This window comes from Microbacterium sp. Y356 (assembly GCF_059445355.1).
Window position 1 is genome coordinate 1,806,110 of record NZ_JCAIUE010000001.1, and the last position, 25,758, is coordinate 1,831,867.

A 25,758-nucleotide genomic window follows, 5' to 3' on the forward strand; every position below is an offset into this window, starting at 1 on the left:
TCATAGCGCGGCAACAGCTATGCCGAACCCGACGCCGTGGACGGGCAACAGTTCCTTTCACCCTGCGCATACGCCTGGATACCCGCGCACCGAGAGCACCCCACGACCCCCGCTCAGCACACCCCAACCAGGGCCCAAGGCCCCCACTGCTCGCCCGGCTGCTGATTGCGCGTCCACCACTGAGCCTCGAACACGTCACCGTCGAACAGAACGAGCTCACCGCCCTTATAGACCTGTGAGGCTGTCCATGCCGCGACGTCGCCTTCGGCGCACGTACTCACCGCACCTTGCTCCATCCAGGATCCTGTCGCAGACGCACCAGGCACCTCAGTGGTCCACCACTGAGCGACGTACACGGCGCCCTTGTACGACACCTTGTCTCCGGTGTCGTACTCCGTCCCCTTTTCCCACGCCGGGGGCCCGATATGCACCGGCTCACTCAGTGCGCTCTCGTCGCCCGCGCCACTGAAGTTCTGAGCCGTCACAGAGAATCGGTATGTCTCCCCGGGCGCGAGGTCCGGCACGCTCAGCTCGGCGACATCCTTCCCCGCCTCGAGCGGATCCAGAGCCACATCCCCCTGGTAGGGCGTGACGATGTATCCGGTGATCGGTACGCCGCCGTCGAACTCCGGAGCATCCCAAGAAACGATCGCAGACCTATCCGCGGCCTCCGCGACGACGTTCTGCGGCGCCTCGGGCCCGGTGGGCAGCGCGTGAACCTCAAACTCCGACAGCCCGACGTTGGGGCCACTGCCGCCTTCGACCTGGAACCGCACTGAATCGAAGGACCTCATGTCGAAACGGATGACCATCGCGGCGCCGTCAGCGGGAATGCCTTCGACCTTGACCGTGCTGCCGTCACTGAAGGTGAACGTGCCCGCGTTAGCGTCGTCTTCGCCCGGACGGTCGTAAAGGACGATCTTGTCGGCCTTCACCGGCTCAGACCACTTCAGCTCGATCCATGGGTTCTTCTCTCCCTTGGACGCCCAGTCACCCGTGTCCTTTTGCCCGGTCACGCCGTCCACTGCCTTCGCAGGGGCGTAGCCGTCGTTGTACTGCGACGACGCCGTCGCCGTGACTCCTGGCCATCGGGACGCGTTTCCTCTGAGCAGGTCTCGATCCAAGGCGATGTCGACCACCTTCGTTGAGCTCGCCTCACCGCTGTCCGCGGCGCTGGCCGTCACTGCTATCTGACCCTCCCGGTCGGTGACGGTCAGGACGCCGCTGAACCGATCGATCGTCGCCTTGTCGGTCTTGGATCCGTCCGGCTCGGTCACCGACCAATAGACCTCTTTAAGCAGGGTGTCTTCTGGGGTCACCGTCGCCTCGTACGTCGTCGAGCTATACGGCTCGGCGATCTGGTCTGGCCCGGAGAGCTCGATATCGGAGGCGAACACGGGCTCGTTGCCCTCTGACGCAGACTCGGACGGCGGCAGTTCGTCGACGCCCCAGCTCTTGTTCGGCTCGGCGCCCATCCACAGCTCGAGCGTGCCGCCCGCCGCGAACTGGTCGTGACGGAACCACGCGTTGTCGTGACGCTCGCCGTTCAACTCCGCACTCTGGATGTAGAGGTTCTCGGCAGAGTTGTCGTGCGTGACGATACGGAACTCGTCGCCTTCGTAATACTCACGATCAAGTTTGATCGTGATCTCATCGAAGACGGGCGAGGTGATGTCGTAAACCGGATCCTCCAGCCCGCCGCCGGTCACCTCGAACAGCCCGATCGCCATCAGAGCACTGAGCGCGCCCATCTGGCCCTGATCCTCGTCGTGGTGACCGTAACCGTCGTCGGTCGCTGTCGAACCGTAGACCTCTTCCTTGATCTCACGCACCCACTTCTGCGAAAGCCACGGATAGCCCACGTAGTTGAACAGGTGCGCCATCTCAAGGCCGGGCTGATTCCCGTAGTTGACGGCGCTGTCACCGTACCCGCCGATGTACTGGCCCATCCCGGACTGCTCGAACGCGTAGTTGAGCTTGTCGGCGTATGCCGCCTCGCCGCCCATCGCATTGGCCAGGCCCATCACGTCGTGCGTGGTGAACCAGGTCGACTGCCACGAGTTCGCCTGGTTGAAGCCGCTGGACGACATCGGATCGAAATTCGCCCGCCAGCTGCCATCGGCGTTGCGGGCACGAGCGAACCCGACCTCCTCATCGAAGACGTTGCGCCAGTTCTGCGACCGGTCACCGAGATATTCACCGAGATCCGTGTCATCCCACGCCTCGATCTCGCTGAGGCCGACATTCTCGCCCTCTCCTCCGGTCACGGTAAACCGCACGGAGTCGACGGTACGCGGGTCGAACTTTACGACCTTGTCGCTCCCGTCGGCGGGGATCTCATCGACCGTGACACTGCTGCCGTCGCTGAAGCTGAGCTCGCCGGCACGGGCGTTGTCGTTGGGATCGGCGAGATCGCTGAGCACGACGTGATCGATCAGGCGAGGCTCGTCCCACGCCAGGTCGATCCAAGGGTTCTGCTCGCCGCTCGAGCGCCACTCCACGTCCGTCGGCGCGCGCAGCGGCCGGCCGTCGACGGCCCGTTCCGCGGCGTGCGCGTCATCGAGTTGAGAGGATGCTGTCGCCGTGGCGAACTGTGACGCATTGAGGCCTCGCTTGTCGAGCTGGTTCGCGAGTTCTCCGAGCACCCAATCCTGATGCGAGTACTCCAGTGTCTGGCCAGCGCTCTGACCTGTCGACTCATTCGCCACGTATCCCAGATCGAGGTAAGAGCGGTTACCGCCGGTGCCCCAATTGAGGTAATCGGAAGACGCCTTGTCGTACAGACCGCCCAGCGATTGCGCGTCGAGCATCGCGTCAAACGCCTCGTCGATGTCGAAGTCGCGGATGCCCTTGTTCCACGCACCGGAGATGAAGTTGGTGATCGGTGAGCCGGTCATCACCATCGAGTAGTTGCCCGCCACGGGCGCTCGCGGAAGCAGATCGCCGTCTTTGTACATCTGCAGCTGTGACTTGACGATGCTCGAGTAGATCTCCGGGTATGCCATGCCCAGTACCGAGTTGAGGTTCCACTGGGTCAACCACAGTGCGTCGTAGTTGTACATGGCGAACTCGGGCACGCCGTCATCGCCGGTCGGAATCTGCTTGACCTGACCGTTGTTCCAGGTGTCATCCATGTATGCACCGTCGGCGTCGCTGATCGTGCTGCGACCGGCCAAGACGTGGAACATGTCGGTGTAGAACTTCTCTTGCTGCTGCTCGGTGCCGCCCGTCACGTCGATGCGGCCCAGCATCTCGTTCCACCGATCCTGCGACGCAGTCTTGACGCCGTCGAAGTCCCATCCGGGAAGCTCCGCTTCGACGTTGCGGCGAGCACCATCAGTGCCTGTCAGCGACAGGCCGACCTTCATCTGCACCTGATCGCCCGCGTCGAGGTGGTCGTATCGGACGTACACGCCCGAATCGGGTCCGGTGACCTCGTCGACAGGCGCGCCGTCCTCGACCAGCGCGCCATCCGCCCATCCGCTCATGGAGTTGAAGGGCGTGTCGAATTGGATGTTGAAGTACAGGGTCGTCTCGTGGCGGCCGGGGTAGCGCTCGCCGTGCTGGTTCAAGTATCCCTCGATCTCGCGATCGCTGACGCGCGTCACGTGGGCGTCATCCATCACGGCCTCACCAAGGACCCCGCTGAGGTTGACGATGATCTCGCTCGGACCGCTCGCCCCATACGTGTAGCGGTGCATGCCGACCCGGTCGGTCGTCGTGAGCTCAGCATCGATGTCGTACCGATCGAGGTGCAACCGGTGGTAGCCGGGCTCGGCGAGCTCGCTGTCGTCGTGCTCAACGTGCGACTGCCATCCGGTGTCGCCCTCCAGCTTGCTGACGCTTTCGCCGGATGTGGGCATCACCTGCACGCCGGACAGCTGCCAGTCGTGGAGGTGACTGAACCCCTTGACGTCGTTCTCGTTCTGGCGATAGCCCGTGCCGCGCGCGTGGTGCGTGGAGGTGTCCGGACGAAGCTTCACCATGCCAAACGGGTTGCTGGCTGACTGGAAGAAGAAGAACCTCCCGATGTCTGCCTCGACCCATGGATTCACTAGTCCGACGTAGTCGCGATCCTGATCAGGCGTAGAGCTCGCGACCGCCGCCGGCGCGCCGGTTGCGGCGACCAGCAATCCGGTCGTCAGCACAGCGGCTGTCAGTCCTGCGAGCATTCGATTCGTCAAGCCGAGCTTCCGCGCACTCATGAACTAATGACTCCCTGCGTATCGGTACTTCATCGCCACAGACATTTGGTAACGTTATCGGCGGCGCGATAGCGCGTCAATGAACACTCGACAGCGCGTCAATGAACATTCGGGATCCACTCGACCCCGGCAGGGCATGCGGCGATCGCGCTGGAGCTGGCGCGAGTGCTCGGGGGCGACGTTGGTGAATCGAGGCTCAATCGGCCCGGGATTCGGCCGGCCCGAGGCTCAGTCGACCCGAGATTCAGCCGGCCCGAGTGAAGACGCCGAGCCCGTTCGGCTCCTGCCCCTCCTCGGGGAACTTATTGAAGTACGTAAGGGTGACTCCGGTGATCTGCTCGCCCTCGCGAACGAAGACCGCCGAGGAGAGTGAACCGGGGAGCGCATTCTCACCGGTCGGCACGAACGACAGCGTGTCGCCATCCCACGGTTCGATCTGGAACGTGTAGCCGCCCTCGGGGCCGAGCGCCCCGGTGAGAGTGCCGTTTTCTTCCGTCACGACGAAGTTGCCGAAGTAGGGGCTCGTGTACGTGCCGACGTAGTCGCCGGCCGGACCCGCTGCCGCAGCATCCGTCGGTGGCTCCTCGTCGACGAGGTCGCCCGCCGGATCGGCGAATTCCGCGAAGCGGGTGGGCCATAGGTCCAACCAGGGTCGCGTCTCCTCACCGAACTGAACGAGGTCGAGGAACTCCGAAACGATCGCCTCCGGGACTCCCGACGGCGCACCGTTCGTGAGCACGACGATCCCGAGGTTCAGATCGGGGATCATTGTGGCGTTGGTGGCCGCACCCCACCCGAATGCGCCGGAGTGGTTGATGCTCACGCGGCCGGCGACGGTGGCACCGACGTTCGTGCCGAAGCCGTAGTGCGATGTGCGCGATATCAGGTCCTTGGCATCGCCGCCGGTGATCGAATGGGCGGAATAGGTCTTTGCGAGCACGAGCGGGTCGATGAATTCCGCGTCGTCGACCTCGCCGTTAGCCAGCACCATATTCATCCACTTCGCGATGTCGCCGACAGTGGAGGCAACACCGCCGGCAGGAGCCTCGGCATCAGCGTTACGGTCGAACAGCTGCTCGTACACGCCTTCACCGGTGCGCGCATGCATCGCCGCGCGATCATCTGCGGCGAGGTATTCGTCGTGGAGGGTGGTCGTCGAAGTCATGCCGAGCGGCTCGAACAGCAGTTCGTGCGCGGTCTCCGCCCACGTCTGCCCGCGCGACGCCGCGACCGCCTCGCCGCCCACCGTCAGTCCGAAGTTGGAGTACTGGTACGTGTCACGGAAAGACGCCAGAGGAATCTGATTCATGTGGGCCATGATGTAGTCGACATCGAACCCGATGTCCTCGAGTTCATCGCCGCCACCGGTCGGAATGCCGGTGCGGTGCGAGAAGAAGTCGGCGATCTTTGCATGCTCGGTCACGTACGGATCGTTCAGCGCGAAGTCGGGGAGGTATTCGACGACCGGATCTTCCCAGGACAGATTGGCGTCTTCGGTGATCGCCTTGGCCACAATGCTTGACGAGAGGGGCTTGGACAAAGACGCGATCTGAAACACGGTGTCGACGTCTACGGACTCCTCCGTCGTTACGTCCCGCACTCCGTATCCCTCTTCGAACACGACCTCACCGTTTGAGACGACCGCCACTGCCGCGCCGGGCACTCCGGTCTGCTCGAGCGCCTTCTCGATGAACTCGGGGAGCGCGTCGACGGCTGCAGCCACTGCCGTGTCGCGATCTGTGTAGAGCTCGACGACATCCTGGCTGGGGTTTCCACCGAGCGCGACGGCGAGCCCGCTCGAGGACGACGGTTCCTCGGTCGTACCGTCGGTGCACGCCGTGATTCCCAGCGTGAGTGCTGCCACCGTCGAGACGGCGACAACGCGTGCTATGCCCTTGGTGCTGCTCATGACCTTCATGTCGCTGCCTCCGGTTGGCTATCTGTGAGCGGATCCATGGCTTCTTACGCCCCAACGAAGCCATGGATCCCGTTCCCCAGACAATCAGTCTGCGTGGACAGAAGCGGACAAGACAACCCCCGCTTCCGGCCACGGCCTCAAGAGGGCGTCCGGATGCGGCCACATGCACCATGATGGTGTCTACAAACACTCCGGAGGTGAACATGGAAGATAGGGCACTGCTCGAACTGATCTACCGCAGCCGACCTCAGACGGTAGCGGAGCTCGCCAGCACCGCGCACGCGGATGAGGGCGAGGCCGCCGACGCCGTTGCGCGTCTCGCGCGAGGAGGTGCGATCTCGGTGCGCGATGGCGCGATCGCGTACTCGACGCCGGCGATGTGGACGGCCGACGTCGTCGAACGCGAATTGCGTGCGATGCGGCAAACGACGAACGAGGCTGCCTCGCGAATCGAGGCGCTCGTCGCAGACCTACCGGCTCTGCTGCGTCACTGGGCTGTGGGCGAGGCATCCGGCGATATCGTTCCCGCTTTCGTACGACACGGGCCGACTGCGGCAGAAGACCTCTGGTATGAGATCGCGCAGGATAAGAGCGACACCGCCTGGGGAGTGCTCCCCGATCTCGGCCGCTACCTGCAGACTGATCCCGCGCGCGCCAGCCGTTTCGCTGAGATGTTCGCCGGCAAGAAATCGGTGCGATCCCTTCTCCCGCGTTCGGTTGCAGAGGAACCACGGCTCGTGGCGGCCGCCGAGCGCTACGCGGCCGTCGGGGTGGAGTTCCGCCTTCTCGACGACCTTCCGAGTTGGTTCTGGATCGACGGCGACGTGCTCGCATTGCCGGTCGAATGGGGCGAGGGGTGGCCGTCCAGCGTGGTCGGCGTCCGCAGCGCGTCCCTCGCCGAGCTGGGCCGCAGCCTGTTCCTCGAGCTCTGGCATCGCGCGGAGCCGATCGGCCGTGCGGAGCAGCCGTGGTCGCCGCTTCTTGCACTGATGAAGCAGGGCGTCACTCTCGACGCCGCATCTCGCAGGCTCGGGATCAACCCGCGAACCGGTCGGCGCCGTATTGCGGCAGCGATGGAGCAGTACGGCGTTTCAACACTGTTCGCCTTGGGTGTGGCGTGGGCCGCGGACGGGAAGCCCACCGCACGCTAGGCGGTGGGCTTCTTTCTCCCGACGCGCCACGAACGTCCTACCCCGCTCGTCGCGATGAGTCGACGCTCACGCCTCGTCGACGCGTGACCTTCGCCGTAGTGCCAAACCCAGGGTCAGTAGCGCCGCCCCGACCACCGCTAATAGCCAGGAGCCGTCGTAGCCGGTAGCGGGAAGCGCTCCTCCTGGCGAAGGCCCGGTGGTGCTTGCCGTGTTCGTCAGCGATACGGCCACTGTCTGGCCGTCTTCGACAATCTCGACGGAGTCCGGCGAGAACGTGCTCGACTCCCACTCAATGCCGTCGACCTCCGGAACGACCTCGGTGTACGTGATTGCCGTACCCACCGGGAACGTCACTGGAGCGCCGTCCTGAGTCGGCCCGACGGCCGTGCCGTCGGCGGGCACTTCAAGCGTTCCCGTTCGCGAGGTACCGTCAGGCAACTGCGCGGCCCACTCCACCGCGAAGACGACGTCGGAGGGAAGATCGGCAACACTAATCCCTTCAAGCGATTTCGCCACCGTGAAGCCTCCCTCACCTTCCCCTTGTTCGGCAAGGGATGCCGCGTTCGTCAGCGATACGGCCACTGTCGCACCGTCGTCGGCGATCTCGATGGAGTCCGGCGAGAACGTGCTCGACTCCCACTCGATGCCGTCGACCTCCGGAACGACCTCGGTGTATGTGATCGCCGTGCCAACCGGGAACGTCACTGGAGCGCCGTCTTGCGTCGGTCCGACGGCCGTGCCGTCGGCGGGCACATCAAGTGTTCCCGTACGCGAAGTACCGTCAGGCAGCTGCGCAGCCCACTCCACCCCGAAGACGACGTCGGAGGGAAGATCGGCAGCGCTAATCCCTTCAAGCGATTTCGCCACCGTGAAGACCCCCTCACCATCCCCCTGTTCGGCAAGCGATGCAGCGTTGGTGAGGGTCAGCCCCAGCGCCTCGGTCGTCTCCGCCTGCACCACGATCCACCCGTCCGAATCGGGTTCGAGTACCTGATCTCCGAGTGTCCACACCGGGATGCCCCAGTCGACGTCCGCAATCGCGGGCGGTTCGAGTTCACGAATCTGGATGACCGAACCGACTGTGACACGGTCGAGGACGAGCGGCTCGCCAGGGGTGATTTCGGCACGCGTCGGGGCGAGGGCGTCGAGAACGGCGTACTCGACGGGGAACCTGACGTCGGGCGGGAGCGCACCGCCAGTCGCGTCGTCCAGCCTCTTCTCAACGCTCACGCTCGTGCCTGGTACCGCCGTGTTCGTGACCGTGAGCTGCACGGTCTCGGCGTTTTCCGCGATGACTACGCTGGTTCCCGGGGACCACTGCGGCGTCCCCCACTCATAGAGCGGAGGAAGCGCGCCCTCGGGGAGCTCTCGCTCTGTGAGTTCGATCATGGTGCCTACTGGGAATTGCCTTCCCGGCCCCGCCACAGTCCCGTCAGCGGGGACATCGATCGTACCGGCAGCGCTCGCGCCACCGGGGAGTGTAGCGGTCCAGTCGACGGCAAAGGACTCCGCGAGCAGTTCGTCCGGGTCAATGACGCTGAGCCCCTTGCTGACCTCGAAGGTGCCCTGAGCCAACACCGCGGTGTTGGTCACGGTGACCCCTGCGGTGGCGTTTCCCGCGACGGTGATTGTTCCGGGATCGATCGTTGCCGGTCCCCAAGTCCAGCCGAGCAGGTCCGGTAGCTCCGTCTCATCGAAGGTCACTGTCGTACCTGCCGGGAAGGTGAGCGGCTCGCCGTCGGCGTCGGTGGGGGGAACAGCGCCACCGCCCGCTGCAAGGGTCGTGGTGCCCGCTACCGTCGACCCGTCCGGGAAGGTAGCCGTCCACGCCACGGTGAACTCAAGGTCGTCGGGGACGTCTCCGGGCTCGACACCATTGAGATTCTTCTCGAGAGTGAAGGAGCCGGTGGGGAGCCGTCCGACGTTGGTCGCCTCGAGTTGAACGGTGTCACCGTCGACGAGCGCGAGGGCGTAGAAGCCGTCCTCATCGATCTCAGTGAGTGGTTCGCCACCGACGGACAAGACCGGCTCCTCCCATACTTGGTCGCCCGGTTCGAATCCGGCTTCCCGTACCCAGACAGTTGTGCCTGGTGGGATCGGGTCACCAGCGGGAGTCGTGGCGATTCTCACCGGTTCGCCGACTGCGATCTCCGTCTGCTCAATGGAGCGCGGGTCGGTGCCTGGCGGATCGAACGTGTACTCGATCGTGAAGATCGGGATGTCGTCGCCTTCAGCGTCGAGCACCTTCAGGGCGGTGAAGGCTGTCTCCGCGACTAAAGGCTCAAGTAGGTTCGTCAGCGCCACGCTGGCAACCTCGCCCGCGCGATCGATGGTGAGCGTCGAGTCTGGGCTCCACGACGATCCGCCCCAGGCGAATCCGGCGGGCGGAGCAGGGAGGTTCGGTTCGGCCAGCGTGACCTGCGTGCCCACGGGGAACTGGATGGGATCGCCTGCATCGTCCACCGGTCCGGCAGTCGCGAATGTCCCATCGGCAGCGGCGACCAGCTCGAGCGTGCCGGAGTCTGGGGCGCCGCCGTCGGGGCGATCGGCGGTCCAGGTCACTGAGATGACGGTGCCCTCAGGCAACAGAGGCGGCGCGGGCGAGCCGTCAGTGACGGTCTTGGCTACCTCGAAGGTTCCCGTCTGCCGCACGGCAGTGTTGGTGAGGGTCACATCCACAACCGAGTCGCCGGCATCGGTGATGGTCACCGACAGCGGATCCGTAGACCAGCCCGACCAGTCCCATCCAGGCACCGGGTCCGGCTCGAGCTCTGTGAAGGTCACTTCCGTGCCGATCGGGAAGGTTGCCCTTGTTGCCGATCCTGTGCCATCAAGCGCTTCCGGACCCTGTGCGGTGCCGTCAGCGGGCAACTGAATTGTGCCGGTCTCGACGCTCCCGTCGGGAAGCATCGCCTCCCAGTCAACGGGGAATGTCGTGCCCTCGGGCAGATCGCTGAGGCCGATGCCCTCCAGCGCCTTGCGCATCTGGAAGGTGCCGCGCGGTTCGCCGCACGTGATCGTGGAAGCGAAGAGGTAGGAATGAACTTCCCCGCCGAGCAAGTGGACGTTGTTGCCGAAGACCTGGCCCTCTAGCGGCGCGGCGTCAACCGTGACGTCAGCGAAAGGTGCGTAGACCGAGCCGTCGATCCGGGCGCCGGTGTTCGCAACGGTCACCTCGCCGGTAACGGCGGAAAGGTCCCACAGAGTGAACGGCGCGTATTCGCCGGCGGGATCGATCCGCAGCCCCTGCACGTTGGTCGTTCCCTCAGGCACCTTGATAATCAGTGGATTGGCAGCGCCCGGCCGCACCTCTGTACTGAACTGCAAGAGCTCCGCGCCCGCGATGTCCTCGTACGCCACGACGTTCGGGCGGTCCGAAGCAAGTGCTCCCAGAACTTTGCGGGCACCGACATCCTCAGCAACGCCCACGTGCCATGCGTCCTGCCCGGTCGGGTCGGTGACAATGGCCAAGCACTCAGCCATGTCTTCGATCAGGGCGTCTTCGTTCGCTCGCACGTAGTCCGCAACGACCTGCACGGTGTCCGACTCGGTCTGCTCTGTGAAGATCGACGTGTTCGATCCGTTAGGCGGGGCGGCGTCGGCCGGGTAGGACTGCGCGGTGGCATCGATGAGAGGAGGCGCACCGCCGAGCGACATACGCACCCAGTTGTCTCCGCGCGCAGAAGTCGTGAAGGGAGCGATCTCACGGTCGACCAGTTTCAGGGTGCCTCGGGACTCGGGACTTCCCGGGGCCGGCACATTCTCGCGGCCAGCGTTGGTGATGTTGATCGATCCGACATTGGCGGCCGAGTCGTCGTAATTCCCGATCAGCAGGCGGGTCGGATCGCCGTCGACGGTCGGCAGCGTGTACGCGCCGGTGCCGGCTACGACGTGCAGGATCGCGTAGGTCGCAGCTTCCGTCACCGTGAGTGTCCCACCCACAGCGAGCGAGCCTTCGAGCTCGTCGTTGCCGAGGACGGCGTTCTCCCGGGCGTAGACGGTGAACCCGCCCGTAGACGTGAAAGGGTTCACCTCTCCTGCCGCGGCCGCAGCGGCCGATGGAGCGGTAGCCGTCTGCACTGCAGTGCTGACAGTCGCCCCACCCGCGAGGAGCGCAAAGGCCACACCACCCGACACCAACCGTCGACGTTTGCTCTTCGAATTACTGAATTGACCTCGCATAGCCCCCGCCGATAGGTCGCCTGTCACTTGGTATGCCAAAGGCTACACACGCGGCGGAAACAGCACACCCCCTTTTGTTAGTGGGGGATATCGTGTAGGGGCATCCGCACTGGCCCGGTAATGAGGTGAGCTGAAACCAACCGCTTAAACGTCCGACCACGGTGCAAGAATGCCAACATGGAGCTCTCCGATCTGGTGGACACCACTGAGGCGGTCGCGGCCACGTCGTCGCGGTTGGCGAAGACCGATGCTCTCGCCCGGCTGCTCGAACGCGCCGAGCCAGACGAGATCCCTGTCATCACGGGGCTTCTGCTCGCCGCTCCTCGCCAGGGTCGCCTGGGCGTCGGATGGCGCGGCATCACGGCGCTCGACGTCTCGCATGCCGCCGAGCCAACCCTCGCCATCGCCGATGTCGACCATGCGCTCGACGCGCTCGCCGGCGCTTCCGGGTCTGGCTCGGCGGCAGTCCGCACCGGCCTGCTCACCGACCTCGCCTCCCGCGCCACCGCCCGGGAGTGGGACTTTCTCGCCCGCGCGATGCTGGGTGAACTGCGCACCGGCGCGCTCGGCGGCGTGCTGCTCGACGCGATCGCCCGCGCGTCGAGCCGCCCATCCGCAAGCGTCCGCCGAGCCGCGATGCTGTCGGGAGATCTCGGCGAGACCGCCCTCCTCGCGCTCACCGGTAGTGCCGAGCAACTCGAGGCTGTCAGCCTGCAGGTCGGCCGGCCGGTGCTGCCGATGCTCGCAGCCACCGCCGCTACGCCGACCGCTGCGCTCGAGCTGACCGGCGAGGCATCCGTCGAATACAAGCTCGATGGCGCCCGCATCCAGGTTCACCGGCACGGCGACGACGTCGGCGTCTACACCCGCAGCCTCGCCGACATCACCCACCGCGTCCCCGAGATAGTCGAGATCGTGCGCGGCCTGCCCGCCCGCGACCTCATTCTCGACGGAGAGACGCTGTCGCTCGATGAGGACGGTGGACCGCGCCCGTTCCAGGAGACCATGTCGCGCTTCGGCGCTGATGCTGCCCGTGACGTCGCGCTTCGACCCTGGTTCTTCGACCTGTTGCACGTCGACGGTCGCGACCTCATCGACGAGCCCCTCGCCGTCCGCCTCGCCGAACTCGAGAAGGTCGCTGGCGGTTGGCGCATGCCTGGCATCGTCACGGACGATCCGGATGCTGCGGAGCAGCTGTCCCGCGAGGCACTCGCGGCCGGGCATGAGGGCGTCCTCGTCAAGGCCATCGGATCGCCATACGCTGCCGGGCGGCGCGGCAAGTCCTGGGTGAAGGTCAAGCCGGTGCTGACATATGACCTCGTGGTGCTCGCCGCGGAGTGGGGGTCAGGGCGCCGGCATGGGCGCCTCTCGAACCTGCACCTCGGCGCCCACGACCCCGAAGGCGAGTTCGGCGAACCCGGTGGGTTCGTGATGGTCGGCAAGACCTTCAAGGGACTCACGGACGAGTTGCTGCAGTGGCAGACCGACACGTTTCCCGAGTACGAGACCCACCGCAGTCCGTATGCCGTGTTCCTGCGCCCCGAGCTCGTCGTCGAGATCGCGATCGACGGCGTGCAGCGCTCGCCCCGTTACCCCGGCGGCATCGCCCTGCGCTTCGCCCGCGTCAAGGGCTACCGTCCCGACAAGACCGCGGCGGAGGCCGACACTATCCAGACCCTGCGGGCGCTGCTGCGTGGCTAGCCCGCCGCCGACGGCCGAGGCTTCACTGGCTGCGCTCGGAGAGCATCGACTCGATCACACTCGCAACAGACGTGGCCGGGTGGCCGATCACGTTCTCCAGTGTCGGGTCGCTGACGGCGAACTCACCCTGTCGCGCTGCTCGAAACAGCCCGAGTGTGAAGTCGGCGGCCGCTGACGGCATACCTGCGGAGACCGCCGCGGACTTCCATTCCTCATCCTCAACGACTACGCGTTCAATGGTGCGGCCGGTGAGGTCGCTGAGGATTCCAGCCACTGCTTCGAAGTCGAGCGTCTCGGGTGCGGTCAACGGCGCGGTGACACCATCGAGAACCCCGCCATCGACAAGCGCTGCAGCTGCAGCCTCGGCCAGGTCGGCGTGCGCAGTCCACGACACTGGGCCATCCTGCGGCAGAACGAAGCGTCCTGTCTTCAGCGCATCGGCGATGTAGAACCCGAGGGTGTTCGCATAAAAGCCGTTGCGCAAAGCAGTGAAGGAGACACTCTGTCGTGCAAGATACTCCTCAGTCTCGGCGTGAGTGTGCTGAGGAGTAAAGAGCGAGTCCTTCGACGCAGCCTGATGACTCGTGTACAGAATGCGCTCTGCGCCCGCCGCACCAGCGGCATCGATCGCGGCCCAGTTCGCGGCCGTCGCGCCTTCACCGCGGATAGCGGCAGAGACGACCATAACTCGGTCGGCGCCTTCGAACGCGTGCTCCAATGAGTGCGGATCGGTGAAGTCGCCTGCACGGACGCGCACTCCACGCGCGGCGAGCGGCGCGGCCGCTTCCACATTGCGGACGCTGACCCCCACGGTGTCAGCGTTGACTCGCTCGAGCAGACGGTCGACGATCTGGGACCCTAACTTTCCGGTTGCACCGGTGACGACGATCATGATTCTCCTGACTTTTTCGTTGATAACACGAGAACCGTATCATCGATATTCCATCGATAACAACATACTGTTAGCATTGACTCATGAATCAAGCGGCCGATACTCGGGATGACGTCCGAACAGGCATCGTCGAAACTGCTGCACAACTCCTGCGTGAACACGGCGCGGGCGCCGTCACCACACGGGGCGTGGCCCAGGCCGCCGGTGTACAAGCCCCGACCATCTATCGCCTGTTCGGAGACAAGGCCGGCCTGATCGATGCCGTCGCCGAACACGTCATGGCCGCGCATGTTGCCGCTAAGGCCGTAGCGGCGGAAGAGCAGAGCGGCGACCCCGTGGAAGACCTGCGATCTGCATGGCGCATGCACGTGGAGTTTGGCCTGGCGAATCCGGAACTCTATGCGTTGCTCAACGCCAGCGGTCGTGGCGACTCCTCGCAGGCAACGGCCGCGGGCATAGAGGTGCTGCTCCTACGCGTGCGACGCCTTGCGGCCGCAGGCCTACTTGCTGTTGACGAGCAACGGGCGCTGAATATGATCCACGCCGCCGGCAACGGAACCATTCTCGTCCTACTGAGCGAGCCCGCCGATTCACGAGATCTCAGCCTTTCCGAGGCGATGATGGATGCCGTCTTGCGCAGCATCCTCGCTACCGCTCCGGCGGCACCGGACACCGCCATGACGACGCTCACGGTCACCTTCATGACCCTGCTGCCCGACCTGCCAGCCCTCACCGATGCGGAGCGCGCGCTCATGGCGGAGTGGCTCACCCGGTCAATCGCGTCCATGCGAATCGCCTGACGCCGCGAACGCGATCTCCCGTCGCTCGCCAGTCAGGGCCGAGCGTGCAGCGCCGCGTTCGCGGGTGCTGCAGTCAGCGTTACTCCGACTTGCTGAAAGCCCCGCGCAGCACCAGGAACACCACCACAGCGACCACAGCCACGACGGCGAGCTTAGCGATGAACCACAGCACGCTGAACAGAATGCTCACGAGAGTCCACGCAATGATGACGGCGACGACAACACCGACGATGGTCCACACGCTGCTCTTCTCCATGCATCAAGCCTAACTGCGCAGCATCCGCCGCTAGCCAAGAAGGTGCCAGAGAAGTTCCCGGGGCGGCGGCTCAGTACTCCGTCCGCGCCTCCGTGCTCAGCCACTGCTCGAACGGAGCCGCCGCCTCGCTGATCCGCAGCGATTCCACCGGCACCGCCCACTCGGAGCGCTCGGTCTCGAACAGGCGATAGAACGCAAGGTCATCGAAACCGCCAGACGCGGCGTCATGGCGGTCGGCAGCGTAGACGACACGATCGACCCGGGCCCACAGCGATGCGGCCAGGCACATCGGGCACGGCTCGCACGACGAGTACAGCGTCGCGCCTTCCAGCGAGAAGTCGCGGATGTGCTGCCCCGCCGCGCGAAGCGCCATCACCTCAGCATGCGCACTCGGATCGTGATCGCGCGTGACCCTGTTCTGGCCAACGCCGATGATCTCACCGTCGCGCACCACCAGGGCACCGAAAGGGCCACCGCCGTCGGCGACGTTATCGACCGCCAGCTTCACCGCCAGCTGCAGAAAGTTCCTATCAAGGCTGCTCCCCGCCGGCTCGTGCTCACCCTCGGCCGCTGCATCCGCATCCATGCCGCCAGCGTAGTCCGATCACTTGGTCAGCGCCGCCCTACGAACGCCCCCGCCAACAGGCGGGAGCGTTCGACAGGCGGGAGCGTTCGACGTTGACAAGCGATACTGGATGCCTCTCAGTCGAGCACGGCGTCGGCCTCTACCTCGACGAGCACATCCGGCTCGAACAGGTAGTTCACCCCGATGACCGACAGCGGCGGCAGGGGCTGCGGAATCCCGAGCTCTTCCACGACGCTCTCGAGCCCGCGCATGAAGTCTGCATACATCGTCTCGTCCGTGGGAATGACATACACCCGCAGTCGCACGACGTCGGCGAAACTCGCTCCGGCGCCTGCCAACCCGCGTGCGGTGTTGCGTAGCGCGTGGGCGAGCTGGCCGGCCAAGTCGCCCGGCGACAGCTTGTTCGCATGCTCGTCACGCGCGATCTGGCCAGAGACGCTCACGTGGCGGCGCCCCGAGCTGACGGAGACGTGGTGGTACGGAACCGGCTGGAACATGCCCTCCGGGGTGATCAGATCGACAGTCATGAGATACCTGCTTTCATCTTCAGCAATCAAGTATCTTTTTTATACCTAGTGCTCGAAGGACACTTCAACGAGACTAGGTTTCATGGACGAAACCACCGCGGCCCCCGACACTCAGATTTCCGATGAGCACCGCGAGCTTCTGGACCAGGTGCTCGACAAGTGGTCTCTGCTGATCCTCGACCGGCTCTGTGAACAGCCTCGGCGCTTCAATGAGCTGCGGCGGGCCATCCCCGCCGTCTCTCAGAAGTCGTTGACGACGGCGCTGCGCCGGCTGGAACGCAACGGGATGGTCGCGCGCGTGGTCATCGATACGCGGCCGATCGCCGTCGAGTACCGGATCTCAGACTTCGGACAGACGCTGCAAGACCTCGTCGACTCGCTGCTCCTGTGGACATCCGCGCACCTCGGAGACGTCACTCTCGCCCGGGAACGGTTCGACGCCGAGCACGACCGCTGGCAGCATTGACCGCTGTCACGCGGGTGCCGGCTCAGGCTCCACTTTCACCCACGGCACCAAACCGCTCCGCCGACGCCACCTGCTGCGCCACTCTCCGCAGCGCCAGCAACAGCGGCTCCACCAGCACCGACCCCAGCACGACGTAACGCACCGCCGCCTCAGCCGACTCCGTCGGAACTCCGGCGATCTCAGCATCCGCAATCGCACGCATGCTCTTGAGATACACCGGCAGCGCATCATGTGCCAGCTCGAAGCCCGCACGCTCCAGCCCTTGCAACGCCCGGGCGACATCGTGCAGCACCGCGTCATCGCACATCCCTGGCTTCCACCCGAGCCCCGCGACGGCATCCTGCGCCGAGGTCAGATCGAGCGAATCGTCGACGGGAGGAGTGACCGCCGCATGCGCAGCACCGAGCAGCTCGTGGGCGTTCTCCGGCGGATTGTTCAGGGCATCAAGCACGCGGCGCGTCTCGGCGACACTCACCCCAGACTCGATCAGCGCACGGATGACCCGCAACCGCTGCACATGCACCTCGCCGTACGCGGCCTGCGTCGGCGCGCTGCGCTCACCCTCGGGCAGCAGCTGCTCGCGCAGATAGTACTTGATCGTCGGCACGGCAACGCCCGTCTGCGCCGACAGTTCTGAAATTCTCATGGCCACCTCTTGACATCGATAGTAGCGCTATCCATTATGGATAGCGTCGCTATCTATCCGGATAGGACATCATGTCGAAAGTCGTCAAAGGCCGAATGAGCCACCGCCACGAGGGTGAGCTCGTCGTCTTCCACATCGGGATGCAGATCAACAAATGGTGGCGCCCCGACCTGTGGATGCCGGCGTTCATGGCCATGCCCCGGATGCTGCGCGAACTGTCCATCGATAAAGAATCGGGCCTCCTCGGCTATCAGCTGCTGTTCGGCAGTGGCGGCCCGTACGTCACGCAGTATTGGTCATCCATCGACAAGCTCTACGCCTACGCATCCGCTCCTTCGCAGGAGCACCGACCGGCCTGGACCGCCTTCAACAAGGCCGCCCGCAAAGCACCGGGCACCGTCGGAGTCTGGCACGAGACGTTCCTGGTCGAGCGCGCCGAGAGCGTGTACGTGTCGACCAAGCCCATGGGGCTCGCGAAAGCCACCGAACCGGTTGAGGTCGGCAAGCGGCACGAGCGCGCGCAGGCGCGGTTCGCTGAGGGGCGGACCACCGCGGATGCCGCGACGGGGCGGTGACGGCATCCATTCTGCTGGCGGGTGGCGCATCCGTTCTGCCCGCGGGTGGCGGCATCCGATCTGCCCGCAGGTGGCGCACATTGCCGCAATCCGCGCCGGGAGGCGGCAATGTGCGACCCCTCCCGAAACCGCGAGTCGCACGAGGGGCCGCACATGGTCGCTAAATCGGCCAGCTAGCGACAAACTGAGACACCCGAGCGGGCACTTCGAACCGAACGGCGGCGACGCGTGGAATCAGCGCCCCGTCGGCTCCCCGGCCCCGACAGCGGCCAGCAGCGGCTCGACCGGGTAGATCCGCGGATTCACGCTGAGCTTCACTCCGAACGACGAGCGCACCTGAAGACGGGGCTGCCCGTTGATCTGGCGCATCCGAGAATCGACGATGTCGACGTACCTGATCACGCGCTCCTGCCCGAAAACGGTGCGAAAGCGCACCTCGTCTGACCTGGCATCCACATACCAATTGCGATACATCATCAGGAAGAACGCCCCCGCGAACGTGATCGCCACCGACGCGATGCGCATGGGGAGCAGGTCAGCCGTGTACCGCGACGTGAACGAGACCAGCGCCATCAGGAATCCGACCGACAGCAACACCCAGCCGACAAGCGGGGCGAAGATCGGCATCCGCACGCGTGCGGAATTCCGCTTCGAACGGTTCGGACGCTTCGCCGCCCACCACATTCCGCCGACCACCAAAAGGATCGCGAGTGCGATCAAGGCGTACTTCAGGGCGAATGCGGACACTTCATGAGATTAGCCGGGACATGAGATTAGCCTGGACATGAGATTAGCCTGGACGCAGCTCAGCGACCGGACGCGATCCCGCGCAGCAGCACATCGACGGTAGCGGCGACCCGCTCCTCGCTGAGGGGCCTGCCCATTAGCGCAGTATACGAAACCAGCGCGACGAACTGGTTTGCGATGACCTCGCTGTCGGCATCCGCTCGCACATCTCCGGCGTCACGCGCACGCTCGATTCGCTGAATACTCCATGCCACGATCGGTCCAGCGAAGCGCGTGTTGAGCGCGTCGCCGAGTGCAGGATCCGTAGCTGTCACCGCGATCAGCGCCCGCGCGAGCGCAATAGCTTCGGGCGTGCCGAGAGCCCCAGAAGCCGCCGAGAACCAGCTCCGCAGGTCAGCCCCCAGGTCATCCGTCATCGGCAGCAATACCCCGCCGGGCAATTCCCCATCCAGCAGCGCCTCCCCGAGGATTGCCGCTTTCGACGGCCACCAGCGATAGATCGTCTGCTTCGAAACCTCAGCCTCCGCCGCGAGGCCTTCGATCGTCACCGCCGCGTACGCCCCTGCTGCAAGCGCGCGACGCATCGCTGCCAGCACAGCCTGGCGGGCTTTTTCACTGCGAGGTCTCGGCACCTTTTCAGGGTAGCGAGGCGTACCATCAAAAGTAAGTAGACGCTCCGTTGCGAAATTTGGACAGGGAGAACGAAATGGTACTAACCGCACACTCCACCATCGGCGAATGGCTGAAGGACCGGACCGGCGGCGAGCTGATCCGACGCATGCTGGCCCAGGCTGGCGCGAACGCCGACTCCCTCACCCCTGTGCTCGGCCTACCCCTGCAGCAGATGGTCGCCCTCAGCCAGGGAGCGATGCCGCAGTCAGTCGTCGACGACCTCGTCCGCGCGGCCAACGGCGGCGAGATCCCCACAGACGCTCCCACCGGCTGGGTCGAGAAGATCACCCCCGGCCGCTTCGCAGGCAAGACCGTGATCGTCACGGGCGCCGCCTCCGGAATCGGCAAGGCCACGGCATCCCGCATCGCCCGCGAAGGCGGACGCGTCATCGCATCCGATATCGCCGCTGACAAGCTCGAGGCCCTCAAGACAGAGCTCGCGGATGCCGACATCACCACCGTCGCCGGGGACCTCACCACGCAGGACGCCATCGACGCCGTGATCGCCGCAGCGGGTGACCGCGTCGACGCCCTCGCAAACGTCGCCGGCATCAACGATGACTTCTCCCCCGCAGGCGAGACCTCGGATGCCGTCTGGGACCGCGTCATCGCGATCAACCTCACCGCGCCGTTCAAGCTCATGCGCGCCGTGCCCCCCCTCATGGAGGCGGCGGGCGCGGGCGCCGTGCTCAACGTCGCGAGCGAGGCGGGCCTGCGCGGCAACGCATCCGGCAACGCCTACACGGCCAGCAAGCACGGCATCCTCGGCGTCACGAAGTCTGCGGCGTTCATGTACGGACCGAAGGGCATCCGAGTGAACTCCGTCGCACCGGGCGGCGTCGCCACCGGCATCCCGATGCCTCCGAACATGTCGTCGTATGGTTCCGGGCGCCTCGCGCCGTTCCAGCAGGCGATTCCGACGCTCGCGACAGCCGAGCACCTCGCCGCATCGATCACGTTCCTGCTGTCGGACGACGCCGTGAACATCAACGGCGCGATCGTCGCATCAGATGGCGGCTGGTCGGTGCAGTAACCCCCATAGTCGTCCCGGTTCTGCCGGGATGCATCCAATCCCCCCGTTGGATGTGAGATCCCCTCTGCAGCTTGCCGCAGAGGGGATCTCTTTGTCTGCGGGGGCGGGTTGCCCTCACTGCCGGGGCGTCGTCGCTTGGCGAGGTGGCTCACATGGCCGGTTTCCGCGTCGGAAGCCGGCAATGTGCGACCCCTCGCCCGAACGCGCCGGTGCCCGCGAGCTGCGAGGGGTCACACATCGTCGTCAAAGTTCGCCGGTGGCGGCAAACTTTGACACCCGAGCAACGGGCGGGCTACCGAGCGGCAGCCGTCGCCCGCACGCCGGGCGGGCTACCGAGCGGCGGCCGTCGCCCGCACGCCGGGCGGGCTACCGAGCGGCAGCCGTCGCCCGCACGCCGGCGACCACGATGCGAAGGCCTGCGTCGAACGCATCCAGACGTTCCTCGGCCCGCGCTGGCACGAGATCGACCGATGCATCCGCGGCGCCGACCACCGCGGCGTGCATGCGCTGCTGCTCGTGGAACGTGTACCCGATCACGAAGTGCACCAGAGTGTCCGCAGCGACTTCCGCCGATGCCTCATCGAGTTCCAGCCCGCGAGCCGCCGATACGAGATGTGTGCGGCTGGGCAACTCCAGCATCCCCAACGCCAATGAGCTCGAGACGATCTCGGCGCCGTCCCGGTAAGCGAGCAGCCGCTCATGCAGCGCGGTTGCGATCGCGGCAAGATCTCCCGAGGCATCCGCCTCTGGAGCACTGACGATCTGCTCGCTCACGGCCGCCAACAGCGCCTGCTTGTTCGGAAAGTGCCAGTACAGCGCACTGACCTGCACCTCGATCTCGTCGGCGATGCGTCTCATCGACAGGCCGGGCAGGCCCTGGTCTGCCAGCACGCGCATCGCGGCCGAGACGACATCGCTCTTCCCATTGCGAATTCCCGCTTCGCCCGACTGCAGTGCGTTCATCCTGCTATCGTACTGAACATCGTTCTATAGAACAGTGTTCAGGAGAGCATCGTTCTGTCGAGTGTGTTCTCGTGTACAGCATCCAGGAGGAACCATGTCCGTATCCGCAACCCGCACCCACTTCCCCGTGCTGGCCGACCTCATCCCCGGCGCTCGCGTCCGCGATGTCGCCCTGACACTCGGCGGCACCGCCCTCATCACCGTCGCGGGTTACATCGCGATCCCGCTGCCGTTCACACCGGTGCCGATCTCGCTGGCGACCTTCGCCGTGCTCCTCACTGGTGCCACACTCGGACCGCTCCGCGGCGCCATGAGCGCGGGCCTCTACCTGGCACTCGGCCTCGTCGGCTTTCCGTTGTTCGCGCACGGAGCATCCGGCTGGGCATTCTCATCGTTCGGCTACATCGTCGGCTACGTCGTCGCCGCGCTCATCGTCGGCTCCCTCGCTCGCAGGCGCTCCGACCGCACTGTCTGGTCGACGATCGCACTGGCATCTCTCGGATCGCTCACGATCTACGCCTTCGGGGTTCCGTGGCTCGCCGCCTACCTCGGCGTCGACCTCGTCACCGCACTCACCCTCGGCGTTCTGCCATTCCTGATCGGTGATGCCATCAAGATCGCCGCTTTGTCAGGCCTGCTCCCGCTGACCTGGCGCATCGTCGACCGGTCACGCGCGCGCGACTGAGCGCGGGCGCTGTGCGGGCGCGCTGAGCGCGGGCGGCTGGTCGCCGGCGGTTCGCGTTCATAACTCCTCAAAATCAGCCGGATCGACGGCCATTCGGCCCGAAACAGCCCAAATCCGGCAAGTTCTGCGGAGTTATGCACAGCGACGGCCGCAGACCCACGCCGATCCGTCGCACTCCACCACCCAAGTAGACTGGATCTGCCCCGCCGGCCCTGATCTTGGAGTGCGCGTGACCACCCCCACCCCTGAAGCATCCGCTCGTCAGCATGTCCCCGACTCCGTCTCCAACGCGGAAGCGACTCCTGAGAAGGAGCAGCCGTACGCGGCCCTCGGCCTCAAGCCAGACGAGTACGCGCGCATCAAGGAAATCCTCGGCCGCCGCCCCACCTCGGGCGAGCTGGCCATGTACTCCGTCATGTGGAGCGAGCACTGCTCCTACAAGTCGTCGAAGAACTACCTGAAGCGCTTCGGCCAAAAGGTTTCCGACGAGATGAAGGAACGCCTCATGGTCGGCATGGGCCAGAACGCGGGCGTCGTCGACGTCGGCGAGGGCTGGGCCGTCACCTTCAAGGCCGAGTCGCACAACCACCCCTCCTTCATCGAGCCGTTCCAGGGCGCAGCCACCGGCGTCGGCGGCATCGTCCGCGACATCATCTCGATGGGCGCCCGCCCCGTCGCCGTCATGGATGCTCTCCGCTTCGGCGCGATCGACCACCCTGACACCGCACGAGTGGTGCACGGCGTGACCAGCGGCATCTCCTTCTACGGCAACTGCCTTGGCCTGCCGAACATCGGTGGCGAGACGGTGTTCGACTCCGTCTACCAGGCCAACCCCCTCGTCAACGCGCTCGCGGTCGGCGTGCTCCGCCACGAAGACCTCAAGCTCGCGAACGCCACCGGCGTCGGCAACAAGGTCGTGCTCTTCGGTGCCCGCACGGGCGGGGACGGCATCGGCGGCGCCAGCATCCTGGCATCCGATTCCTTCGACGACGGTGGCCCCACCAAACGGCCCGCCGTGCAGGTCGGCGACCCGTTTGCCGAGAAGGTGCTCATCGAGTGCTGCCTCGAGCTGTACAAGGCCGAGCTCGTCGAGGCCATCCAGGACCTCGGCGCCGCCGGGATCTCGTGCGCCACCAGCGAGCTCGCCGCCAACGGCAACAGCGGCATGAAGGTGTCGCTCGACAACGTGCTGCTGCGCGACCCCACGCTCACCGCTGAGGAAATCCTCATGTCAGAGTCGCAGGAGCGCATGATGGCGATCGTCGCTCCCGAGAAGCTTGACGCCTTCCTCGAAGTCGTCAAGAAGTGGGACGTCGAGACGTCCGTGCTCGGCGAGGTCACCGGCGACGGCCGCCTCATCATCGACTGGCAGGGCGAGCGCATCGTGGACGTCGACCCGTCGACAGTCGCGGTCGACGGCCCCGTCTACGACCGCCCTGTTGCCTACCCGACGTGGATCGACGCACTGCAAGCGGATGCCGCGGAGCTGCTGCCACGCTCCGACGACGCGGAGGTGCTGCGCGAGCAGTTCCTGGCGCTCGTCGCATCTCCGAACCTCGCCGACACCAGCTGGATCACCAACCAGTACGACTACTACGTGCTCGGCAACACGGCCCTCGCCTTCCCCGACGACGCCGGCATGATCCGCGTCGACGAGGAGTCTGGCCTCGGCTTCGCGATCTCGCTCGACGCCAACGGCCGCTACTGCCAGCTCGACCCATATGCGGGCGCGCAGTTGGCGCTTGCCGAGGCGTACCGCAACGTCGCCGTCACCGGCGCGACGCCCACCGCGATCACCGACTGCCTGAACTTCGGATCCCCCGAGAACCCCGAGGTCATGTGGCAGTTCGGACAGACCGTTGACGGCCTGGCTGACGGATGCTTCGAACTGGGCACCCCGGTCACCGGCGGCAACGTCTCGTTCTACAACCAGACCGGCGACACCCCGATCCACCCGACGCCGCTGGTCGGCGTTCTCGGCATCGTCGACGACGTCTCCCGTCGCATCCCCTCGGGCTGGCAGGACGAAGGCCAGAACATCTACCTGCTCGGCACCACCTCGACCGAGCTTTCTGGGTCGGCATGGGCTGACACAGTGCACCAGCACCTCGGTGGCCTGCCACCAAAGGTCGATCTGGCCGCCGAGAAGCGTCTTGCCGGCCTCATCGGCGCCGCGCGCGACGAGTGGCTGATTTCCAGCGCACACGATCTGTCGGAGGGTGGCCTCGGACAGGCCCTCGCCGAGGGAGTCATGCGCTTCGGCATCGGAGCACGCGTCTGGCTCACCGAGATCATGGAGCGCGACGGAGTGGATGCAGCATCCGCTCTGTTCTCGGAGTCAACAGGCCGCGTCATCGTGACCGTTCCCCGTGAAGACGACGTGAAGTTCCAGGGCCTCTGCGAAGGACGCGGCTACCCGGTGCTGCGCATCGGCGTGACCGACACCGTCCCTGACCTTGAGGTCACCGGGCTGTTCACGGTCTCAGCCGACGAACTGCGCACCACGTCGCGGGCGACACTGCCGGCGGCCTTCGGCCCGACTGTCACGGAGTCCGTATGAGTGATCTCGAGCAGCGCGACGCCGATGACGACTATGGCCGTCTGGGCGAATCCCGCAACCGCCGGATGCGCATCGTGGCGTGGGTGACGATCGTCTCGCTCATCCTCATCGGCGGCGGCTCGACCGTGCTGACGCTGCTGTTCGGCTGACGCCCCTGTTCGGCTGACGCTGCTGTTCGGCTGACGCCCCTGTTCGGCTGAGGCGCCACCTGTTCACGTCGACGCTCCCTGTTCCGAGCGTCGGCAGTATGGGGCCCCGACGGTAAGCAGGGGCGCGGATCGATCGTGGTTGGGGCGAAGCCTTCCACTCCTCGCTACCGACGACCGCCGCGGTCTCCTCCTCCACAGCCACGCGCTCACACGCGACTATCCACCGATCGCGTACTCGAGCGCGTCAATGCGGGTGGTCCCGTGCAGGATACGAGGCATCGTAGACAAAGGAGGACACAGTGAGCGAAGCCAAGTTGGACCTAATCGCGAAGCTGCTGGCGAAGGCGGAGAGTACGACGCCTGAAGAGGCCGAGGCGCTGACCGAGCACGCCGAACGACTCATGGTGAAGTACGGCATCGAACAGGCACGCCTCGACGCACGTCGTGCGCAGATCGGGCAGACGCGGGAGGAGATCATCCAGGAGCGGATGCTATTCACCGGCGTTTACGCTCGAGACATCCGCGAGCTCGGCGGCAACGTCGCGTTCGCGCTCGGCTCGATCCGGCCGATGCAGGCGGAGCATCCAGGCGGGGGAATGATTCTGTATTTCGTCGGGTTCACGTCCGATGTACACCAGGCGAAGATTCTTACCGCGAGTCTGCAGGTGCAGGCGATGGTCGCGATGAGAGCCTGGTGGGCGGGTCAACGGGAGCTGTACAACCGGCACTCGGAGAGCGAGAAGCGGCGTGCGCGCAGCGGGTTCATCCGAGGGTTCGGAATCGGTGCATCACAGCGCCTCAGCGAGAGTCGACGCGTGATCATCGAGGAGTCTGGCACCGGGACCGACGTCGTTCTGGCGTCTCGGCGCGACCAGGTGGATACTTTCTTCAACGACATCCCACACGTCAGGGGGCGAGCACGTCAGGGGGCCGATCGTTCTGCCTTCATTCATGGGCACAGGTCAGGTCGTGACGCGAATACCGGCGGGAAGTCCCTCACTCCCGGACGCGGTTTGCCTCGCTGAAGCGCTCCCGCTCATCCCC

General features: G+C 65.4%; 21 protein-coding genes. 10 read left to right on the forward strand and 11 right to left on the reverse strand.

Annotated features, from left to right (window positions below; translation table 11 throughout):
- Window positions 1-113: 113 nt before the first annotated feature.
- Complete coding sequence (locus AC1C2Q_RS08645; RefSeq protein ID WP_495449774.1) at window positions 114-4,205, reverse strand: glycoside hydrolase domain-containing protein; 4,092 nt, start codon at window positions 4,203-4,205, stop codon at window positions 114-116.
- Window positions 4,206-4,449: 244 nt separating this feature from the next.
- Window positions 4,450-6,114, reverse strand: a complete 1,665-nt coding sequence (locus tag AC1C2Q_RS08650) for a serine hydrolase (RefSeq protein ID WP_495449775.1) — start codon at window positions 6,112-6,114, stop codon at window positions 4,450-4,452.
- A 206-nt stretch (window positions 6,115-6,320) separates the two neighbouring features.
- Here AC1C2Q_RS08650 and AC1C2Q_RS08655 point away from each other — a divergent pair, with 206 nt between their 5' ends.
- Window positions 6,321-7,274, forward strand: coding sequence for a hypothetical protein (locus AC1C2Q_RS08655; protein ID WP_495449776.1), 954 nt, complete (start codon window positions 6,321-6,323; stop codon window positions 7,272-7,274).
- A gap of 66 nt (window positions 7,275-7,340) precedes the next feature.
- Here AC1C2Q_RS08655 and AC1C2Q_RS08660 read toward each other — a convergent pair whose 3' ends face one another.
- The gene (locus AC1C2Q_RS08660; RefSeq protein WP_495449777.1) at window positions 7,341-11,399 is read right to left on the reverse strand and encodes a DUF5979 domain-containing protein; all 4,059 of its coding nucleotides are present in this window, start codon (window positions 11,397-11,399) and stop codon (window positions 7,341-7,343) included.
- A gap of 234 nt (window positions 11,400-11,633) precedes the next feature.
- Here AC1C2Q_RS08660 and AC1C2Q_RS08665 point away from each other — a divergent pair, with 234 nt between their 5' ends.
- Entirely contained in the window at window positions 11,634-13,157 is a 1,524-nt protein-coding gene (locus tag AC1C2Q_RS08665) for an ATP-dependent DNA ligase (protein WP_495449778.1), read from the forward strand.
- Window positions 13,158-13,179: 22 nt separating this feature from the next.
- On the opposite strand, the gene AC1C2Q_RS08670 is transcribed toward AC1C2Q_RS08665, so the two are convergent.
- Window positions 13,180-14,049 (reverse strand): NmrA family NAD(P)-binding protein, encoded by an 870-nt coding sequence (locus AC1C2Q_RS08670; RefSeq protein WP_495449779.1) that lies wholly within the window; start codon window positions 14,047-14,049, stop codon window positions 13,180-13,182.
- An 83-nt stretch (window positions 14,050-14,132) separates the two neighbouring features.
- Between AC1C2Q_RS08670 and AC1C2Q_RS08675 the strand changes: the two genes are divergently transcribed.
- Window positions 14,133-14,849, forward strand: coding sequence for a TetR/AcrR family transcriptional regulator (locus tag AC1C2Q_RS08675; protein WP_495449780.1), 717 nt, complete (start codon window positions 14,133-14,135; stop codon window positions 14,847-14,849).
- A 79-nt stretch (window positions 14,850-14,928) separates the two neighbouring features.
- Here AC1C2Q_RS08675 and AC1C2Q_RS08680 read toward each other — a convergent pair whose 3' ends face one another.
- From AC1C2Q_RS08680 to AC1C2Q_RS08690, 3 genes are all read right to left on the reverse strand, one after another.
- On the reverse strand, window positions 14,929-15,105 hold the full coding sequence (locus AC1C2Q_RS08680; RefSeq protein WP_495449781.1) for a hypothetical protein: 177 nt from the start codon (window positions 15,103-15,105) through the stop codon (window positions 14,929-14,931).
- Window positions 15,106-15,175: 70 nt separating this feature from the next.
- Window positions 15,176-15,691 (reverse strand): nucleoside deaminase, encoded by a 516-nt coding sequence (locus tag AC1C2Q_RS08685; protein ID WP_495449782.1) that lies wholly within the window; start codon window positions 15,689-15,691, stop codon window positions 15,176-15,178.
- 116 nt (window positions 15,692-15,807) lie between these two features.
- Window positions 15,808-16,218: a RidA family protein gene (locus tag AC1C2Q_RS08690; protein WP_495449783.1), complete on the reverse strand. Its 411-nt coding sequence runs from the start codon at window positions 16,216-16,218 to the stop codon at window positions 15,808-15,810.
- Window positions 16,219-16,300: 82 nt separating this feature from the next.
- Between AC1C2Q_RS08690 and AC1C2Q_RS08695 the strand changes: the two genes are divergently transcribed.
- The gene (locus AC1C2Q_RS08695) at window positions 16,301-16,684 is read left to right on the forward strand and encodes a winged helix-turn-helix transcriptional regulator (protein WP_495449784.1); all 384 of its coding nucleotides are present in this window, start codon (window positions 16,301-16,303) and stop codon (window positions 16,682-16,684) included.
- 22 nt (window positions 16,685-16,706) lie between these two features.
- Here the strand turns inward: AC1C2Q_RS08695 and AC1C2Q_RS08700 are convergent, their stop codons facing one another.
- A complete protein-coding gene (locus tag AC1C2Q_RS08700) occupies window positions 16,707-17,330 on the reverse strand; it encodes a MerR family transcriptional regulator (protein ID WP_495449785.1) in 624 nt (207 codons plus the stop codon).
- 71 nt (window positions 17,331-17,401) lie between these two features.
- On the opposite strand from AC1C2Q_RS08700, the gene AC1C2Q_RS08705 reads away from it, so the two are divergent.
- Window positions 17,402-17,905, forward strand: coding sequence for a DUF4188 domain-containing protein (locus AC1C2Q_RS08705; RefSeq protein WP_495430698.1), 504 nt, complete (start codon window positions 17,402-17,404; stop codon window positions 17,903-17,905).
- A 234-nt stretch (window positions 17,906-18,139) separates the two neighbouring features.
- Here the strand turns inward: AC1C2Q_RS08705 and AC1C2Q_RS08710 are convergent, their stop codons facing one another.
- Together AC1C2Q_RS08710 and AC1C2Q_RS08715 are read right to left on the reverse strand one after the other, a co-directional pair.
- On the reverse strand, window positions 18,140-18,652 hold the full coding sequence (locus AC1C2Q_RS08710) for a hypothetical protein (protein ID WP_495449786.1): 513 nt from the start codon (window positions 18,650-18,652) through the stop codon (window positions 18,140-18,142).
- Between the two features lie 59 nt (window positions 18,653-18,711).
- Window positions 18,712-19,284: a TetR/AcrR family transcriptional regulator gene (locus tag AC1C2Q_RS08715; RefSeq protein ID WP_495449787.1), complete on the reverse strand. Its 573-nt coding sequence runs from the start codon at window positions 19,282-19,284 to the stop codon at window positions 18,712-18,714.
- Between the two features lie 74 nt (window positions 19,285-19,358).
- Here AC1C2Q_RS08715 and AC1C2Q_RS08720 point away from each other — a divergent pair, with 74 nt between their 5' ends.
- On the forward strand, window positions 19,359-20,357 hold the full coding sequence (locus AC1C2Q_RS08720; RefSeq protein WP_495449788.1) for an SDR family NAD(P)-dependent oxidoreductase: 999 nt from the start codon (window positions 19,359-19,361) through the stop codon (window positions 20,355-20,357).
- 366 nt (window positions 20,358-20,723) lie between these two features.
- Here the strand turns inward: AC1C2Q_RS08720 and AC1C2Q_RS08725 are convergent, their stop codons facing one another.
- Window positions 20,724-21,320 carry a TetR family transcriptional regulator gene (locus AC1C2Q_RS08725; RefSeq protein WP_495449789.1) on the reverse strand — a complete coding sequence of 199 codons (597 nt, stop codon included), beginning with the start codon at window positions 21,318-21,320 and terminating at the stop codon, window positions 20,724-20,726.
- 94 nt (window positions 21,321-21,414) lie between these two features.
- Between AC1C2Q_RS08725 and AC1C2Q_RS08730 the strand changes: the two genes are divergently transcribed.
- From AC1C2Q_RS08730 to AC1C2Q_RS08745, 4 genes are all read left to right on the forward strand, one after another.
- Complete coding sequence (locus tag AC1C2Q_RS08730; RefSeq protein WP_495449790.1) at window positions 21,415-22,005, forward strand: biotin transporter BioY; 591 nt, start codon at window positions 21,415-21,417, stop codon at window positions 22,003-22,005.
- A gap of 229 nt (window positions 22,006-22,234) precedes the next feature.
- A complete protein-coding gene (gene purL, locus AC1C2Q_RS08735; protein ID WP_495449791.1) occupies window positions 22,235-24,565 on the forward strand; it encodes a phosphoribosylformylglycinamidine synthase subunit PurL in 2,331 nt (776 codons plus the stop codon).
- Window positions 24,562-24,714 carry a hypothetical protein gene (locus AC1C2Q_RS08740; protein WP_495430705.1) on the forward strand — a complete coding sequence of 51 codons (153 nt, stop codon included), beginning with the start codon at window positions 24,562-24,564 and terminating at the stop codon, window positions 24,712-24,714. The genes purL and AC1C2Q_RS08740 overlap by 4 nt, the downstream gene beginning before the upstream one ends.
- 299 nt (window positions 24,715-25,013) lie before the next feature.
- Window positions 25,014-25,739 carry a DUF2786 domain-containing protein gene (locus AC1C2Q_RS08745; RefSeq protein ID WP_495449792.1) on the forward strand — a complete coding sequence of 242 codons (726 nt, stop codon included), beginning with the start codon at window positions 25,014-25,016 and terminating at the stop codon, window positions 25,737-25,739.
- The last annotated feature ends 19 nt before the right edge of the window (window positions 25,740-25,758 follow it).